11 protein-coding genes are annotated in these 16,840 nt (G+C 58.1%); 6 read left to right on the top strand and 5 right to left on the bottom strand.

Annotated elements, in window-relative coordinates; translation table 11 throughout:
- From A8O26_RS08925 to A8O26_RS08915, 3 genes are all read right to left on the bottom strand, one after another.
- Positions 1–4,707, bottom strand: coding sequence for an RHS repeat-associated core domain-containing protein (locus A8O26_RS08925; protein WP_064117683.1), 4,707 nt, complete (start codon positions 4,705–4,707; stop codon positions 1–3).
- Entirely contained in the window at positions 4,704–7,610 is a 2,907-nt protein-coding gene (locus A8O26_RS08920) for a type VI secretion system Vgr family protein (RefSeq protein WP_064117682.1), read from the bottom strand. The genes A8O26_RS08925 and A8O26_RS08920 overlap by 4 nt, the downstream gene beginning before the upstream one ends.
- A 127-nt stretch (positions 7,611–7,737) precedes the next feature.
- Entirely contained in the window at positions 7,738–8,253 is a 516-nt protein-coding gene (locus tag A8O26_RS08915) for an Hcp family type VI secretion system effector (protein ID WP_007949952.1), read from the bottom strand.
- Between the two features lie 433 nt (positions 8,254–8,686).
- Here A8O26_RS08915 and A8O26_RS08910 point away from each other — a divergent pair, with 433 nt between their 5' ends.
- Positions 8,687–9,508, top strand: a complete 822-nt coding sequence (locus A8O26_RS08910; RefSeq protein ID WP_064117681.1) for an aldo/keto reductase — start codon at positions 8,687–8,689, stop codon at positions 9,506–9,508.
- 25 nt (positions 9,509–9,533) lie between these two features.
- Positions 9,534–10,004 carry a DUF1810 domain-containing protein gene (locus A8O26_RS08905; protein WP_064117680.1) on the top strand — a complete coding sequence of 157 codons (471 nt, stop codon included), beginning with the start codon at positions 9,534–9,536 and terminating at the stop codon, positions 10,002–10,004.
- On the opposite strand, the gene A8O26_RS08900 is transcribed toward A8O26_RS08905, so the two are convergent.
- Positions 9,969–12,329, bottom strand: a complete 2,361-nt coding sequence (locus A8O26_RS08900) for a DNA polymerase II (protein ID WP_172828134.1) — start codon at positions 12,327–12,329, stop codon at positions 9,969–9,971. The genes A8O26_RS08905 and A8O26_RS08900 overlap by 36 nt on opposite strands.
- Before the next feature lie 198 nt (positions 12,330–12,527).
- Here A8O26_RS08900 and A8O26_RS08895 point away from each other — a divergent pair, with 198 nt between their 5' ends.
- Entirely contained in the window at positions 12,528–12,968 is a 441-nt protein-coding gene (locus A8O26_RS08895; protein ID WP_008084932.1) for a CBS domain-containing protein, read from the top strand.
- A 127-nt stretch (positions 12,969–13,095) separates the two neighbouring features.
- Here A8O26_RS08895 and A8O26_RS08890 read toward each other — a convergent pair whose 3' ends face one another.
- Positions 13,096–13,719, bottom strand: coding sequence for a glutathione S-transferase (locus A8O26_RS08890; protein WP_064117678.1), 624 nt, complete (start codon positions 13,717–13,719; stop codon positions 13,096–13,098).
- A 1,113-nt stretch (positions 13,720–14,832) separates the two neighbouring features.
- On the opposite strand from A8O26_RS08890, the gene A8O26_RS08885 reads away from it, so the two are divergent.
- The 3 genes from A8O26_RS08885 to A8O26_RS08875 all read left to right on the top strand — a co-directional run bounded on the left by A8O26_RS08885 (position 14,833) and on the right by A8O26_RS08875 (position 16,806).
- Entirely contained in the window at positions 14,833–15,651 is an 819-nt protein-coding gene (locus A8O26_RS08885) for an energy transducer TonB (RefSeq protein WP_064117677.1), read from the top strand.
- A gap of 67 nt (positions 15,652–15,718) precedes the next feature.
- A complete protein-coding gene (locus A8O26_RS08880; protein WP_371857975.1) occupies positions 15,719–16,405 on the top strand; it encodes a MotA/TolQ/ExbB proton channel family protein in 687 nt (228 codons plus the stop codon).
- Positions 16,405–16,806 (top strand): ExbD/TolR family protein, encoded by a 402-nt coding sequence (locus A8O26_RS08875; RefSeq protein WP_007918272.1) that lies wholly within the window; start codon positions 16,405–16,407, stop codon positions 16,804–16,806. The genes A8O26_RS08880 and A8O26_RS08875 overlap by 1 nt, the downstream gene beginning before the upstream one ends.
- Positions 16,807–16,840 lie beyond the last annotated feature (34 nt).

Here is a 16,840-nt window from a genome sequence, read left to right as displayed (position 1 = left end):
TTATCTAACTCTCATCTGTCTCGTCCCAGACACCGACAGGCTCGATCTCAACCGGGTTTGAACTGCTGATATCTGCGCGCGTGCTTGGGCTTCATCAATGATACCGGCCTCATATTTACTCCGAACTTTCGTTACCATGTTGTTGACCATAGGACTATAAACAGTGCCGTGCGAACCACAATGGTAAAAAACACGCTTGGTTTTCTTGGCTTGATCTGCACTGTCAGGCATCAAAAGACCGTTTTCCTTTTTATCCCGCTCTGCCCCCATACCTATATCCGCGAAAAAGCTGGCTTGCCTATCCCAGATTTCTTCCGGGATAAGGTGGTGAGCTTGCATTTTGTCGTAAGCCTTGCCACCGAGCGCTCGATCTAGCTTCCTGCTGCATAGCCCATTAGGGTCGACCCAGTGGGTCGGACTGACCGCATACTGGTAGAAATTCATACCACCCGCGTATCCGATTGGATCACGAGATATGAAGCGGCCGACATCTGGGTCATAGTAACGATGATGGTTGTAGTGCAGGCCTGTCTCATGATCGTGGTACTGCCCTTGAAAGCGAATCGGATTAGTCAGTCCTAGTTGTCGAGTTGAAGTCGAATGCTCTTCAACGGCTCTCCCCCACGCTTTGTAGTATGCGCTCCACGCCACCTGTCCCTGCTGGTCGGTAAGTTCTTGCGGCGTTCCGAGGTGATCACACTGAAACCACGCGATCACGTCAAACTTTTGGGGCGTCGGAGCATGACGCCAGAGAGGATCCTCTTGCGACGTGTAAACGTGCCCATAGGCAGGCTGATCCACGAGATGAATAGGCTGGTGGCTCAGCGCCTGTACGACGGGAACGAAAGTGCCGGGTTCAAATACATAATGCACAGTTCGACCGGTGTCGCCATCATGCTGAGCCGGACTGCTTTCCCAAGCAAGACTGTCGCCATCCCAGCCAAACAACGTAAAGCCACAAGCAAGTTCGCGCTGTCTACGCGCATGTTCGTTACGGTTCCAAAGCGTACCTGCTTCAGGGCGCTGTCTAAAATGTGCTCTAGAGTTTTTGTGAATACGGCGACCGAGTGGATCGTAGGCATAGCCCACCACCAGACGCTCGTCTTCGAAATGCACCAGGCGATCGAATAGGTCCCACTGCATTTGGCAATAGCTACCGTTATGCCAACGCTTGGTCTGATTCCCGCGCGCGTCGTACTCGTAATGAGTACCTGCGTACTCGCGCATCAAGTTATCGAGGAGTTTACTGCGCGATGACTCCAGATCCAGTGGCCTGCGTACATTAAAAGCCTGTTCATCCAAAAGGTTTCCCGCTGGATCAAAGGCAAAGGTTTCCCTCCCTAGACGGGTAATTGCAGTAATCAAATGACCGACAGGATCGTAGCGATAGGACATGGGGCCGCGGCGACTATCATTGATATCAGTCAATTGACCCGCTGCATCGTACTTATAATCGCGTTTGATCACCGTGGACTTATCGTCGCCTCGCCCCAACAACTGCTCTTGCAGCCGTCCAGCCGGATCCCATTTTTGGGTTTGCAGCAGTCGATTACCTTGATGGCGTCCCACTTCGCGGTGCAAATCATCACGTTCAAAATCCACCAACTCATGGTCATCCAGGCGCATTCCCAACAAGTGGCCGCTACCGTACGTCAGCCAGCTGACGCGATGCCCATCAGGGCGAATAGTAGCAATGCGCTGATTAAGCACATCGTACTCATGCTGCCAAACCGCAACCTTCGGACTCTCCAGTCCCAGATAATGTTGGTGCTCACGCAGTAGATTGCCGGCCGGATCATGGAACCACTGCAGACGGCTGTCCGCATTACACGCCATGATCAGTTTACCGTTACCGTCGTAAACAAACGTTTCGGCCTGTTGCTCGTCACCCAAGGTAGCTCGGCGCTCTACTACACGATTCATCGGATCGAAACGAAGTTCAATGCTACGTCCCGCGCTGTACATGCTGGCAAGGCGTCCTGACTCCGCCTCGTAATGGTAGCGAGTCGAGTACCCATCAAAACCTGTTTCTTCGAGCAATCGTCCGATCGGGTCATAGTTGAAGTGAGCGCAACGCTCATTCTCGTTTTCCAGTGCGACCAGTCGACCCAATTTGTCCCAGCGATAACGAACGGCATGTGCCAATGCATCGACCCGTTCGGCGATCAAACCGGCGGCGGTATAGCTCCAGGTAGTGCAACGATCCAAAGCATCAACGTGAACCAACAAACGCCCTTCGGCATCACGTTCGAATCGCTCCTCGGTTTTATCAGGGTGTTTGATCAGTACAAGCTGACCGGCCTTGTATTCGTACTCGGTGCTCTGTCCAGCAGCATCGGTGAAGCAGACCATTTGCCCGCGTTCGTCGTACTTCCACTCACTTTTCTTACCTGAGCAGTCAACGTATTCGACCAACTGGCCGGCCGGGTTGTAGTCCAGTTTCTTTTCATTTCCGTTGGCATCTTTGACTGCGGAGGGCTTCCCTGCCGAGTTGTAGGCGTATTCGGTCTTGTTACCCAGCGGATCGACACTTTCAACAAGATGACCATAATCGTCATATCCCCTTGCCCACTGACCGCCCTCAGCATCACTGGCTTTGATCAGTTGATCGAGATCGTCATAGGCAAAGTGCAACACCGTGTCATCGGCACGGATATGCTCGACAAGGTTGCTTCGATCGTCATAGCTGTAACGTTCAGAACGACCATCAGCCCGGACATGGCGAATGACATTTTTTGCGTTGTCGCGGAAAAACCAATCGGAACGGTCATCCGCATGTCTGATCCGATAGGTGTAGCCGAGGCTGTCAAAGTAATGCCAGGTTTCGTGGCCGAGCGCGTCAGTGACATACACCAGACGAATATTTTCATCCCACTCCAGCCGGGTATCAAAGCTGCCGTCGTCAGCCCACTCCCGTATCGCCTTCGCGTCAGCACCGTCACCTTGCCATTGCAAATTCATTCCCCGGCCGGTGCGGTCGGTGTAACGAGTGATCAGGTGATGTACATATTGATAACTCCAGGCTGCGCCATTCTCATCCTGTGCCTGAATGAGGTCACTCGCGCTATCGTAGAGATAGGCGCAGAGTTGGCGTTGCGGCAAACCATCACGAATCTCCCAGATGCCGGTCAAACGACCCTTCTCGTCAATCATCGTGCCGAGATGCGACTGTACTTTTGTCAGATCACCCTCATAGGTAATCAGGTCGGAGAGGACTGTTCGATCGCCGTGACGGTGTTCGTAGTGCAGCATGAGGCCGGCACCGCTGCGTAACTCGACACCAATGAGCACGAATTGGTGTCCACGACGCTGGTAGGTTTCCTTGCGTTCAAAACCTCGGCACAGCATCAATTTGTCGTCGCTAAGCCGTACTACGGTGAAATTTTCAATGGCGTCATAATGGAACTGGTCGACTTTGGGCAGAGGGTATTCGTGACTACGGGCGTCAGCGTCGTAGAAGAGCAAACCGCCCTCGACCAGATCGAATCGGGTTGTGAACGCAGTTATCCAGCGCGCGCCCAGCATGCCCTCATCATAGGCTTGCAGATCTGAACTGTAGATACGGTTCCACTCGATTGGAAATACCCCGGGCAGACTGAAGTCAGTGTGCACGATGCTCTCCGAACCCATTGCAAAACTGATGCTGTCACACGTACCTGGGCAGGTTCCATTTTTCTCGGCATTAGGTTTTTTCTTGGCAGGCACTTCCGTCTTTCTAACCTCAACCCTACCCTCTCCCAACTGATGTTGGGCCTTACTGGTCGAACCGACTTTGACGTTACCCCCAACGCCTCGCTTATTTCGCAGGTACCAAGCCTCAACAGCTTTAGTCAATACGGCCAGTAAAGCGCCGATAGAGAACGGCATTGCTGGGTTACTGAGCTTTTTCAGTTGAGCCCGCAGTTCAGGACCCATTGCAGTAAGCACCTTAGTCTGATCATGCACCAGCTTCTGGGCTTCTTTAGGCAAAAGATACTTTGCCGCGTTATTGACCACACCCTTGCCAGCGGCTTTGTAAACGTCACAAACCGCACCAAAAACGTTGTCGATTACCTTGGTGGGATCATGCCAACCTTTACCACCCAGGCTACTGAGTTTCTTCTCCGCGCTGTCAAGGCTGACGGCAACATCGAGATTGCCATCGACAGCGGCATTCAAACCGATTGCGATTTCCTTCAGTATCTCTTCACCCTTTTTTCCAGCGGAGTCGAGAATATCCGGCAGCGAAGCTTGAGCCGTTTTCACGAAATCGTCGATTTCACCCACGATGGTGGCATTGAGATGACCTGCAATCACATTAATCAAGGCATCGCCCAGCAATGTCTTGCCGGCAACCTTCATTTCCTGCCGCACTAAATAAAGCGTCGGGCGCAAACTCATGCGCGCAGCAGCCATGTTCGCTGGAATGGGGATCACGCCAATCAGGTCGATGCCCAAACTGACCCAGTCGAGCGGATCACGTACCTCACTCTTAGACAGGACGGCGATGTCATTCAGGACATCCACCAACGCCATGATGTTGCCCACTACGGGCAACGCCCCAGCGAAATTCTTGATACGGTCGAGTGTCACATAACCGCCACTAACCTCCTGCAACCAGGCATCGAACTTGGCGGCATCGCGCCCTACATCTGCTACCTGAATCAGGTTGAGCGGTACGACCGTCGCCTGAGGTTCACGTTTTACAACAACAGTTTCAGTCGTCATGACAGCATCTCACCCGCCAACAGGCCCGGGGTTTTCAAGGAAGGTTTTGGCAGACTCGGTGCAGGCAGGCTCGGCAACTTGCCCGCCTTACCCGCCGCCCCCAAAATCCCCGACGCAGTCGGCATTGCCGCACTCGCCAATTTCGGCAACCCGGCCACACCGCCCTGCACCACACCCTTCACTTGCTGCGCGGTTTGCATCGCACCTTGCGCCGTCTGCATCGCACTCATCCCTGTCTGCGCCATGTCCTTGCCCTTCTCCAACATCTCCCAACTCTTGCTCGGCAAGACCTGCGCGACCATGGCTTGCACCTGACTTGGCACGTCTTCGGCACCCGGTGGATTCAACGGCCATTCCGGCTTGCCGATGTAACTGCCATCGCTCCAGGTATCCGCCGGATCCTTGCCGAACAGCACCCGCGCCGGCCCCGGCGCAGCCCCGGCGACGCTGGCGAAACCCTTGCCGTCGAGCTTGCCCTTGATGCTTTTGCCCAGGGCATCGATGACTTCGTAATCGCCTTCCTTGATGCCTTGTCGCCCGGCGTACTGGTTGAACAATTCCAGGTTGCCCTTGCCCGGTTTCGGTGGTTCGGGGAACACTCCGGCGAGACTTTTCGCACCGGTGTAGGCGAAGTTCGCCGCGTGCGCGGTGTACGGGCCGCTGGTGGCGTGGGTGATGCCGCCGGCGTTGTAGGTCGTGGCGCTGCCGCCGCCCTGAATTACCAGTTCGGTTTTCGCGGTGATGGTGATGCGGTCGGCGTTGGCGGTGATGTTGAGTTTGGCCAGCAGGTTGATGCTGTCCTTCAGCGCGCGCACGTCGATATCACCGGAGGCCGCGACCAGACGCCAGCCCATGCTTTGCACGAACAGGCGCATGCCGCGACTGGCGCTGGCCAGCAGGCGTTTGCCGATCGACAGGCTGGTGTGGCCGGTGCTGCTCAGGGCCAGGTGTTCGCCGGTGGCGATGTGGCTGGAGCGCGGCGTGGTCAGGGCGATGCCGGCGGGACTCGCCAATACCAGATGCGGTTCGGTGAACTCGGGGAATTCGTTAGCGGTGAGGTTCGCCGGTCCGCTGCCGAGCACGCCTTGATGCTGGGCGTGCAGCGCTTTGGCGACGTCGTCCTGATCGCCGGCCTCCTGGGCTTGCAACTCTTTGGCTTGAACGGCGAATCCGTCCTGCTGATCGCTGGCGGTCGCGAGGCGTTCAGCGGTCTCGGGCAAGTCTTTGTGGTGCTTGGATTCGTTCGGGCGCGGCTCGGTGGTGATCAAAAGACCGGCCGCCGCACGCACCGCACCATGGCGGTCAGTTCTCAACTCGAAACCTTCGCCACGCGGCTGACCACCGCTCGGGCGCGGATGGGTCAGATAACCGAGGTTGATTGCACTCGCACCGTGATCACTGCGCAGCGCAATACTGATCTCGCTGGTGGTGTCGTCGATGCGCAGTTCGTTGGCGCGGCTGCCCTTGTATTCCTTGCTCTTGACCGTGGCCAGGGTCTTGAAATCCGGGAGTTTGTACGGCGGCAGATTGGCGCCGTGGTACAGGCAACCGGTGATCAGCGGCTGATCGGGATCGCCTTCAAGGAAGGTGATCAGCACCTCCATGCCAACCCGCGGAATGTTGATCGAGCCAAAGGTTTCTGCGGCCCAGCTCGACGCGACACGCATCCAGCAACTGGTCATGTCGTCGTGCTTGCCTTCGCGGTCCCAGAAGAACTGCACCTTCACCCGGCCGTACTGGTCGCAGTAGATCTCTTCGCCTTCAGGGCCACAGACCACCGCGCTTTGTGTGCCGAGGACTTTTGGTTTCGGGTGATCGAGCGGCGGACGATACGGCACGTCCCACGGAATGGCGCTGAAACGGTTGCGGTAGCCCTGGTGGAAATCGTCTTTGTTGTCGGTGGTGTCGCTGGTCACCGACTCTTCGAGCACTTGCGGCTGCTTGCCTTCGTGGAAGATTTCGGTGAGCAGCCACAGGTCGTTCCAGGTCGGGTTGGCGTGTTCGGTCAGGGCGAGGAAATGTCCGCTGACGAGGATCGGCTGATCGCTGTTGCCCTCGGCCAGACGGTAGTCGCTGCGATGACGTTCCAGCGCGCGATTGGCCAGGTGTTTTCCGCGCTCGCGATCGACGAAACGGCCCGGGTAATCGTAGTCTTCGAGGTCTGGCTGAGCCGAACTCTTGGCGTCGCTTTCCAGCTCGATTTTCGGTTTGACGAAGTCGTAATCACGGCGCGTGGTGCGGCTGGTGCGCGTGGCCAGACGCAGGCCGAAACGCTTGACCACCGGTTTGTCGGCGACCAGCCCGGAATCCTGCTGATAGGCCACTGGCGCGAGTTTCGGGAACACCGTCTGGTCATCGCCGAAGGTCAGTTTGTGGCCGCTGGACGTGTGCTGAAAGTGGTAGTGAATGCCCTCTTCTTCACACAGGCGCTGGATGAAATCCAGGTCCGACTCGTCGTACTGCACACAGTAAATGCGCTCGGGATAAATCGCGCTGAGCTGGAAGTGGTAATCGCTGGCGAGGATGCCGTGTTCTTCCAGGACCTGGCTGATGATCTGTTGCACGGTCATCTGCTGGAAAATGCGCTGGTTGACTCGGTGCGCGAGGTAGGCCAGTTGCGGACGCAAGGAAATCCTGTAGCGGGTCAGACGCTTGCCCGCCTCGCCCTGGGCGATGCTGTAGACCAGCCCGTGGATCCCCGTGCCGGTTGGCGACAACTGCAGAAACGCCAGTTTGTGCAGCACGCTTTCGAGGTTGATCGAAGCCTTTTCACTGACCAGTTCCAGCTCGAATTCGAACGGCGTGTTGAGGGCCTCGCGACCGGTGAACGACAGCACCTGGAAATCGCTGTCGATGCCATCGACGGTCAGATTGAAATGAGGCTGGTTGGCCGGTGAGAACATTCCCTTGTCCCTCGCGCAGTGCTGCGACGCGCAACAGCCCCTCAAGGGGCTATTGGCAAAAATTCTTTAAAAGTGAGTGCGCCCCGACCAGCGATGCCGGCCGGGGCGGTACAACCATCAGCCGCGATTAAACGACTGGAGCACGCCAGTCATCAGAACCCGAAGTACCGGAAACTTCGTGGGTCCAGGTGATTTTGCGGTAGGTGAACTGCACTTCTTCCAGGTGAGTGAAGTGCGCGTTGCCTGGATCCTGGCAGTTGTGCATTTTGTTGTTAATGGCGACGATGATCGCGTCTTCCAGTTTGGTGGTGTAGTAGTGCTCTTGGGTGCCTTGCGCCGAAGTGCGGTACCACTGGATAACGATTTCGCTCATGCGCTCGCCGGAAGTCAGCGCCGCTTGCAGCAGAGGCGAAGCCTTGTCGTAGACCTTGGTGATCACCACTGGCTTATGCACGCGCTGACCGGTTGGCTGACCGGATTGCGGATCACGCGGGATGATCACGTCGTGGGTGAAAGCCTGAACCATGACCTGGTCTTCGTGGCCTTCCTGGTAGGTGTTGCCTACGGAGTCGGCGGTGAATGCGCCTGCAGTGATCAGGCCTTGTTTTTCGCCGGTAACCGACATGTACGCTGGTGTTGCCATGGGGATGCTCTCCTTGCTCAAAAAGATGTACCCGGCGGGCACCATTGCCCACCAGAGTGGCCATGAGCCATCAAAGTTCATGCCAGCTTTGATGCAACCCATACAGATCAAGGCTTTTTGGCCATCGAGTCACTTTTCTTGACGCTAAACCGATGAAAAACCAAGAGAAGTGCGCAACTTCTTGCGCAGTGGTGTGCAAGAAGTTGCGCACTTGGCTACAGATCACGAACGACGTGGCCTCCAGCGACATCGACGGGCAAAACCGCGCGAGCACTGCGCAACTTCTTGCGCACTTGCGAATGACTTCAAAAATCCTCGAACCAACAACGTTTCGCCATAAATGACTCGACACTCCGGCACTGCATCATTCGGAACCCCTGAGCTATCCTGCTGCCCACTAAAAGGTATCGACACATTCAGCAAGGAGGTTTGCATGCGTACCCTCGAATTGGCCGGCGTGCAGGTGCCGGTGATTGGCCAGGGCACTTGGCGCATGGGCGAAGACCGCTCGGCGCACAAGCGTGAAGTGGCAGCACTGCGCAGTGGTATCGAGCTGGGCATGAGCCTGATCGACACGGCGGAAATGTACGCCGAGGGCGGCGCCGAATTGGTCGTTGGCGAAGCCATTGCCGGCCTGCGCGATCAGGTATTTCTGGTGAGCAAGGTCTACCCGCACAACGCCAGCCGCAAAGGCATCCCGCAGGCCTGCGAGCGCAGTCTGCGGCGGCTCGACACCGACTACATCGACCTCTACCTGTTGCATTGGCGCGGTCAGTATCCGCTGGAAGAAACCGTCGAAGCCTTCGAACGCCTGCGCGAGGACGGCAAGATCGGCCGTTGGGGCGTGTCGAATTTCGATGTCGACGACCTCGAAGAACTCTCAAGCTCGGCCTGTGCGACCAATCAGGTGCTGTACAACCTGGAAGAGCGCGGCATCGAGTTCGATCTGCTGCCGTGGTGCCAACACCAGCGAATGCCACTGATGGCCTACTGTCCGATTGGCCAGGGCGGCGCGATGCTGGCTGAACCGCTGCTGAATGAGATTGCCGCTCGTCATGGCGTGACCCCCGCGCAGGTTTCGCTGGCGTGGATTCTGCGTCAGGATGGCGTGATTGCGATTCCCAAGGCTGTACGGCCGGAACACGTGCAACTCAATGCACAAGCCGCGCAACTGCAACTGGAGGCCGGGGATCTGGCGGCGCTGGACCAGGCGTTTCAAGCGCCACAACGCAAGCAGCGGCTGGCCATGGTTTGAGCCAGCGGCTGGCGAGGGCTTCGCGATGAGAAGCACTGATCAGTACGACCCGTTCAACCTGCAACGTTTTGTCCAGGCCCAGGATCCAGTGTTCGAGCGCGTGCAACGCGAGCTCGATGAGGGCCGCAAGCGCAGCCACTGGATGTGGTTTGTGTTCCCGCAGTTCGCGGGCCTGGGCGGCAGTGAAATGTCCCGGCGCTTCGCCATCGGCTCAGCCGAGGAAGCCCGGGCTTATCTGGCTCACGAACTGCTCGGCGCACGGCTGCGTACTTGCACGCAGCTAGTGCTGAAGGTGCAACAGCGTTCTATCGCGGAGATTTTCGGCCATCCCGATGATCTGAAATTCCATTCATCGATGACGCTGTTTGCTCAGTTCACTGACGAGGACAGCTTGTACTCGCAAGCGCTGGAGCGCTACTTCCACGGCATTCTCGATGAATGGACGCTGCAACTGCTCGACTCAAAACAGGCCCAACTGCCCCCCGATCAGGGTTGAGAAATCGTCGTCGACAAACGGCAGAATCGCATCCGCCACCGGTTGCAGTTGCCGGGTGATGTAGTGGTCGTAATCGATGGCGGCACGGCGCACTTCCAGCGGTTCGGGGCCAGCCAGGGTGATGACGTAGCTGATCCAGCCGCCATTCTGGTATTGCCGTGGACGCCCGTGCTGGGCGTTGTAATCATCGGCCAGGCGCGCCGCACGCACATGCGGCGGGACGTTGCGCTCGTAGTCGTCGAGGGTGCGGCGCAGGCGCTTGCGATAGATCAGGCGATCATCGAATTCACCGGCGAGGGTTTTGCGCACATAGTCGCGCACGTAATCCTGATACGGCTTGCGCTGGAATATCCGCTCGTAGAGTTCCTGCTGAAATTGCCGGGCCAGCAGCGACCAGTCGGTGCGCACGGTTTCCAGGCCTTTGTAGACCATTTCATCGCTGCCGTCGGCGCGGGTGACGAGGCCGGCGTAGCGTTTCTTGCTGCCCTCCTCGGCGCCGCGAATGGTCGGCATCAGGAAGCGTTTGTAGTGAATTTCGAATTGCAGTTCGAGGGCGCTTTCCAGGCCATATTCATCACGCACATGCTCGCGCCACCAATCGTTGACATGCTTGACCAGCGCATGACCGATGCTCGCCGCCTCCTCCTGCCCATGCGGACGACGCAGCCAGACGAACGTCGAGTCGGTGTCGCCATAGATCACCGCATGACCTTGCTCTTCGATCAGCTTGCGCGTGCGCAGCATGATCTCGTGACCGCGCAGGGTGATCGATGACGCCAGCCGCGTATCGAAGAAGCGGCAGCCGCTGGAGCCGAGCACGCCGTAGAAGGCGTTCATGATGATTTTCAGCGCTTGCGACAGCGGCGCGTTGTGCTCACGTTTCGCAGTCTCACGACCTTCGGCCACGCGCGCGACGATCGACGGCAGGCAATGGCGGGTGCGTGAGAACCGCGCGCCACGAAAGCCCGGCACCGAGTCGGCGTCATCCGGGTGTTGCAAGCCTTCGATCAGGCCGACCGGGTCGATCAGGAATGTACGGATGATCGACGGATACAGACTCTTGTAATCAAGCACCAGCACCGACTCATAAAGCCCAGGTTGCGAGTCCATGACAAAACCGCCGGGGCTGGCCTGCGGTGGATTAGTGCCGAGGTTCGGCGCGACGAAACCCTGGCGATGCATCAACGGCATATACAAGTGCGTGAACGCCGCCACCGAGCCGCCGCTGCGATCCGCCGGCAAACCGGTGACGCTGGCGCGTTCGAGCAAAAAGGTCAGCAGCTCGGTCTTGGCGAAGATCCGCGTGACCAGTTCGCAATCCTTGAGGTTGTACTTGGCCAGCGCCGGTTTGTCCTCGGCGAACATGCGGTTGATTTCATCCATGCGCTGGTACGGGTTGTCGATCGACTTGCCTTCGCCGAGCAAGGTCTGCGCGACGTTTTCCAGGCTGAACGAAGGGAAGCTCCAGGTCGCTGAACGCAACGATTCAATGCCGTCGATGATCAGCCGCCCCGCCGCCGAGGCGAAGTAGTGATTGCGGCTGCCGTGTTCGCGCCATTGCATCTCTTCGCCGCCACGGCCGATTTTCAGCGGCACGCCGAGGCGCCGCGCGTGTTCGTGGAGGATGCGCAGATCGAACTGCACGACGTTCCAGCCGATGATCGCGTCGGGGTCGTGGCGGGCGAACCAGTCATTGAGTTTCTTCAGGATGACCGTGCGCGAGTCGCAATATTCGAGGTCGAAGTCGACGATGCTGTCGTCGCCATTCGGCGCACCGAGCATGTACACCTGACGTTCGCCGCAACCTTCGAGGGCAATCGAGTACAACTCGCCGGTTTCGGTGGTTTCGATGTCCAGCGAGACCAGCCGTAGCTTCGGCCGATAGTTGGGATCGGGTTTGAGTTGGGCGTTGAGCAACACGCCGTCGGCATCGGGCGTGCCGCTGAACAGCACCGGCGCGGTGATGAAACGCTCCATCAGATAGCGTTCTGGTGGACGCACGTCAGCTTCGAATACCTCGACACCGTTGCGATTGAGGGCGGTTTCCAGGCGCATCAACTGGCCGTGTTGCTGGCAATACAGACCCAGCACCGGGCGATGCTCGAAATCCTGCAGGGCCAAGGGCCGCAGTTCGACATTCTTTTCGTCGTGCAGCAGGCGTTCGGCCACGGCACGCTGCTCGGCAGGAATAAACGCCACCGACGGCTGATGCGGCAGGCGCACACGGCGCGGCCCGGCGTCGGTTGCCAGCCAGAACTCGACTTCGGTGCCGGCCGGGGTATCGCGCCAATGCCGGGTCAGGACGAAGCCCTGCGGTAAATCCACCACTGCAACCTCAGGAATTGAAACAGAAGGGCATTCTACGCGGCATTGCGTGGGATGACCCTGACGATAAATCGGCGCCAACCACGGAAAAAACCGGCGAATGACGTTTTTTGCGTGTTATCTGCCGCTTTGCCACCTTGCCCTGCGCGCTTGCGTCTACGATGCTTGGATAACAACGACAACACCTGAGTAACCGCCATGAAGACCGTCGCCCAACTGCTCAAGCTCAAAGATCAGAAAAATCAGGAAGTGCACCAGATCAAGCCTGATCACATGGTGCTCGAAGCGCTGATGAAGATGGCCGAGAAAAACGTCGGCGCCTTGCTGGTGGTCGAAGACGATAAAGTGGTCGGCATCATCAGCGAACGCGATTACGCGCGCAAACTGGTGCTGCATGGCCGCTCATCCGTGGGCACACCGGTGCGCGACATCATGGTGGCGAACGTGATCACCGTCGACACCCATCAAACCGTCGACACCTGCCTGGGCATCATGTCGGACAAACGCCTGCGCCACTTGCCGGTGGTGGAGAACGGCAAGTTGATTGGCTTGCTGTCGATTGGTGACCTGGTCAAGGAAGCGATTGCCGAACAGGCGGAGCTGATCAAGCAGTTGGAGCAGTACATTCGCGGGGAATAACTTTTCAAAATCATCCCCTAACCCTGTGGGAGCGAGCTTGCTCGCGAAAGCGGTGGGTCAGAATAACAAGCGTCGACTGACACTACGCTTTCGCGAGCAAGCTCGCTCCCACAGGGTTCTTTGGTGCTCAGGACGGCCAATGCCGGGCAAAGACCGGCGCCAGCACCGGATGCCGGTCAATCCGCTGCAACCACGCATAAAACCCCGGCCGCGTCTGACGCAAATGCTCGCGGCTGCCCGCCCAGCGCGTCACCACCGCCGCCAGCACATCCAGCGCCCCCGGCGTTTCGTCATCCAGATACAACTCGGCAGAAAACTGATCGGCAAACACCTCCCAGCTCCAATGCAGCCGCTCGCGCGCACCGGCCACCAGATTCTGCCGCGAGGCTTCGTCGGGCATCAGCAGCCAGCGCTCCGGATAATCGATGACGCCGATCGCCGCATAACAGTTGCTGACGATGTAGACCAGACCGCGAATCGCCTGATCACGGTCATCTGCCTTGGTTGGCAACAGACCGGACTTGGGAAACGTCAGGCCTAGGTGAATCAGAATCGCCGCGCTCTCGGTGATGGCACTGCCATCGGGCAGTTGCAGGGTGGGAATCTGCTTCAGTGGATTGAGCTGGGCCAGCGCCTCGGCGGCTTCAGTGCTGGCTTCGATATCAATGAAACGGTAAGCGATCTGGCACAGCTCCAGCGCCGCTTCGATGGCGGCTGCGCCTGAGTTTCTGTGCCCGTAGAGCTGGTACATATCCAATCCCCCCGAAAAGACCATTGCCACAGGGTAGATGGCTGTAGCGTGGGTGTAGAAAAATTCTGCCTGTGTATCGGATTTGGCACGGTTTTCCCATGCACTCGCGACTTGCGAATTCAAACCTCGCAAAACAGCGCTGGCGGTGCCCATCCCGCACCAAGAGCATCCATCGAACGCTATCCGCGTTCTTGTAAGGTGCGATACCGAACCAAAAGTTCGCGTATCCGAGCTGGCAACAAGGAGTTCACCGCGTGAATCTTCAAACGCTCTGCCGCATCACAGCCTCTTTGCATTTATCCGTTCGCCGCCGAGTTCATCCGAACAGTCCCGGCTGCCTTCACACTTACTTTATTACCTGACACCTGGACAGCGCACTGCGTTCGGCAATGAGTTATTGGCCGACGGCAGCGTGCTATTTATTTTTTAAATAAGACTCGGACAGTTATTGCACGAATGCAGTGTGCATTGAACGACAGCAGGATTGTCGAACAATAACTTTAAGCGCCATTGCAAGTGCACCAAAACTGCTCCACGGGTTTGAACTATTTAACACTTGAAACAGCGATTTCATTTAAACAAGAACAAGGAACTCACCCCGTGACCCGCTAAAACACTGGCCCGCACCAAATCAGTCCGCCGCGCACCAGCAAGTGCCCCGGCCGCCAGCCACGCCGCCGCTCTATCCCGCCAACCCGCGTGATGTAGCGCACAGCCTGACTCGCCTGTGAAAAAGCTCCCTCAACCGGAGTCACGGCAATCTGCGCGCCATGGAAAAACCCCGACAAGGGTAAAACTTATATAAATGCGACATGGGTAACACTCATGAAATAAGCGCTCTACATTTCGGCAATATCTGGCACAGCCGTTGCTACATGTAACAAGCATGAGACACCGACAGTGTTCTCACGTAATAGAAGAACAACCAGGGAATGGCCAATGAACACTCGAAGTCGATGGCGCTAAGCCAGTAAGTTTGCACAAGCCTTGTTAACCGGATAGTTCAACTATCGGCTTCTGCACACCTTGAAGAAAGTTACACCCACCCACTCGAACATCAGCCAAATGTTCGGACGGCACCTTATTGCCCTTCATCAACCCGAGGGAGCTTTAATGAACGATGCGGTAAAGCACAGAACCCTGCCGGGGCCGTTGCGGGAAGCGCCAATCCCGCCGCCCCCGGGCAGGCCGGTATTTAAAGCCAATACCTCGCAACCCGGTGGTCTGAACAAACAGCAGATGGTGTTGCTGGTGGCTGTGTCCGCGCTGATACATGGTGGCGCCTGGTGGTTTCTCCAGCAATCCAAAACCGAGCCATTGCCAACGCCGCCGCAGATTCCGGAAATGACCGTTGAGCTGACCAGCCCGACGCCACCGGCGCCGCCCACCCCGGAACCGCCACCCCCGCCGCCTCCCCCACCGGAGCCTGAACAGCCGGTGGAAGACGAAGACGCGGTCAAGCCACCACCGAAACCGGTGGAAAAGCCCAAGCCGATCGAAAAACCGAAACCGGTTGAGAAGCCGAAACCGGTGAAAAAGGTCGAGCCGGCAAAAGCTCCACCCGCCCCGGCACAACCGGCCGCCCCCGCTGCACCCGCCACGCCGAGCGCACCACCGGCCCCTGCCGCCGCGCCTGGTCCAGTAAAGGAATCGGCAGCGATTTCCGGCCTCGCCAGCCTCGGCAACCCGCCGCCGGAATACCCGTCGCTGGCGCTGCGGCGCAACTGGGAAGGCAGCGTGGTGCTGCGTATTCAGGTGCTGGCCAATGGTCGCGCAGGATCAGTGACGGTGACCAAATCCAGCGGCAAGCCGCAACTGGATGACGCCGCCGTCGCCGCGGTGAAGAACTGGAAGTTTATTCCGGCCAAACGCGGTGAAACACCGATCGACGGCTTCGCCACGCAGACCATCGATTTCAAATTGCCGCAATAACCGAACGCTCAATCAACGCACAACCGAATAACGCAAGCGAGGTATCACCATGAACGATTTGTCTTCGATGATTGTCCCCGGCGTGCTCTGGGGTCTGGTGCTGTTTTCCGTGGTCAGCTGGGCGATCCTGCTGGTCAAGTCGGCGCAGTACCTGCGGCAGAAAGCGCAGAACAAGCAGTTCACCAAGGCCTTCTGGGGCGCGCCTGATCTGCTCACCGCCGCCGAGCACGCCAGCCAATATCCGGGCTCGCTGGCGCGTATCGCCAGCAGTGGTTTCGAGGCGCTGCTGGTGGAAGATTCACCGCGCACCACGCAACAACTGGCACACACCATCAACCGTTCGGATCGCCTGGAGCGCAACCTGCGCCAGCAGATTCAGAAGGAGCGCCGCTCGCTGGAAAACGGCCAGGCAATCCTCGCCAGTATCGGCAGCACCGCGCCGTTCATTGGTTTGTTCGGCACCGTGTGGGGAATCATGGAAGCGCTGAAAAGCATCGGCGAAACCGGCTCGGCCAGCTTGGAAGCGGTCGCCGGGCCCATCGGTCACGCGTTGATCGCCACCGGCGTGGGTATCGCCGTCGCGGTGCCAGCGGTGCTGATTTACAACTTCTTCCTGCGTCGCCTGAAACTCGCCTCGGCCGACATGGATGACTTTGCCCATGACTTCGACGCCCTCGCCTCGCGCAGTGCGTTTTCCATCAGCCGTCAGGCCATCGCCAGCAAAACCACAGCCGCCGTGCGGGAGGCCAGCTGATGTCTTTTTCTACTCAGGACAGCGATGAAGTGCTCAGCGAAATGAACGTCACGCCGCTGGTCGACGTGATGCTCGTGCTGTTGGTGGTGTTCATCGTCACCGCGCCGCTGATGACCAACGCGATCAAGGTCAACCTGCCGAAAACCGACGCCGTCGCCCCCGCCGAGAAAAAAGACCCGGTGGTGGTCAGCGTCGATCAGGACGGCAAGTTCTATCTGGCCAAGACCGAACTGGCCCCGGAATCGCTGGAAGCCAGCCTCAAGGAGGTCAAGGCCAAGGACGCCGAAGTACGCGTGCAGCTGCAGGCCGACTCCGCCGTGAATTACGGCCAGGTGGCCAAGGCCATGGCGTCGATCGAACGCTCGGGCATTACCAAAATATCGGTGATGACCACCCATTGAGTGCGGTGGCGGGCGCGCATTGAGGGACACGCCC

It is taken from the genome of Pseudomonas fluorescens (assembly GCF_001648775.1).
Taxonomy (GTDB): Bacteria; Pseudomonadota; Gammaproteobacteria; order Pseudomonadales; family Pseudomonadaceae; genus Aquipseudomonas; species Aquipseudomonas fluorescens_M.
The sequence above is the reverse complement of the archived record's forward strand: the minus strand, read 5'-3'. Positions and strand labels throughout refer to the sequence as shown.

Bases quoted from the DNA above. Each gene is read 5' to 3' on its own strand.
- A8O26_RS08925 (WP_064117683.1), bottom strand. From the start codon at position 4,707: ATGACGACTGAAACTGTTGTTGTAAAACGTGAACCTCAGGCGACGGTC.
- A8O26_RS08920 (WP_064117682.1), bottom strand. From the start codon at position 7,610: ATGTTCTCACCGGCCAACCAGCCTCATTTCAATCTGACCGTCGATGGC.
- A8O26_RS08915 (WP_007949952.1), bottom strand. From the start codon at position 8,253: ATGGCAACACCAGCGTACATGTCGGTTACCGGCGAAAAACAAGGCCTG.
- A8O26_RS08910 (WP_064117681.1), top strand. From the start codon at position 8,687: ATGCGTACCCTCGAATTGGCCGGCGTGCAGGTGCCGGTGATTGGCCAG.
- A8O26_RS08905 (WP_064117680.1), top strand. From the start codon at position 9,534: ATGAGAAGCACTGATCAGTACGACCCGTTCAACCTGCAACGTTTTGTC.
- A8O26_RS08895 (WP_008084932.1), top strand. From the start codon at position 12,528: ATGAAGACCGTCGCCCAACTGCTCAAGCTCAAAGATCAGAAAAATCAG.
- A8O26_RS08890 (WP_064117678.1), bottom strand. From the start codon at position 13,719: ATGTACCAGCTCTACGGGCACAGAAACTCAGGCGCAGCCGCCATCGAA.
- A8O26_RS08885 (WP_064117677.1), top strand. From the start codon at position 14,833: ATGAACGATGCGGTAAAGCACAGAACCCTGCCGGGGCCGTTGCGGGAA.
- A8O26_RS08880 (WP_371857975.1), top strand. From the start codon at position 15,719: ATGATTGTCCCCGGCGTGCTCTGGGGTCTGGTGCTGTTTTCCGTGGTC.
- A8O26_RS08875 (WP_007918272.1), top strand. From the start codon at position 16,405: ATGTCTTTTTCTACTCAGGACAGCGATGAAGTGCTCAGCGAAATGAAC.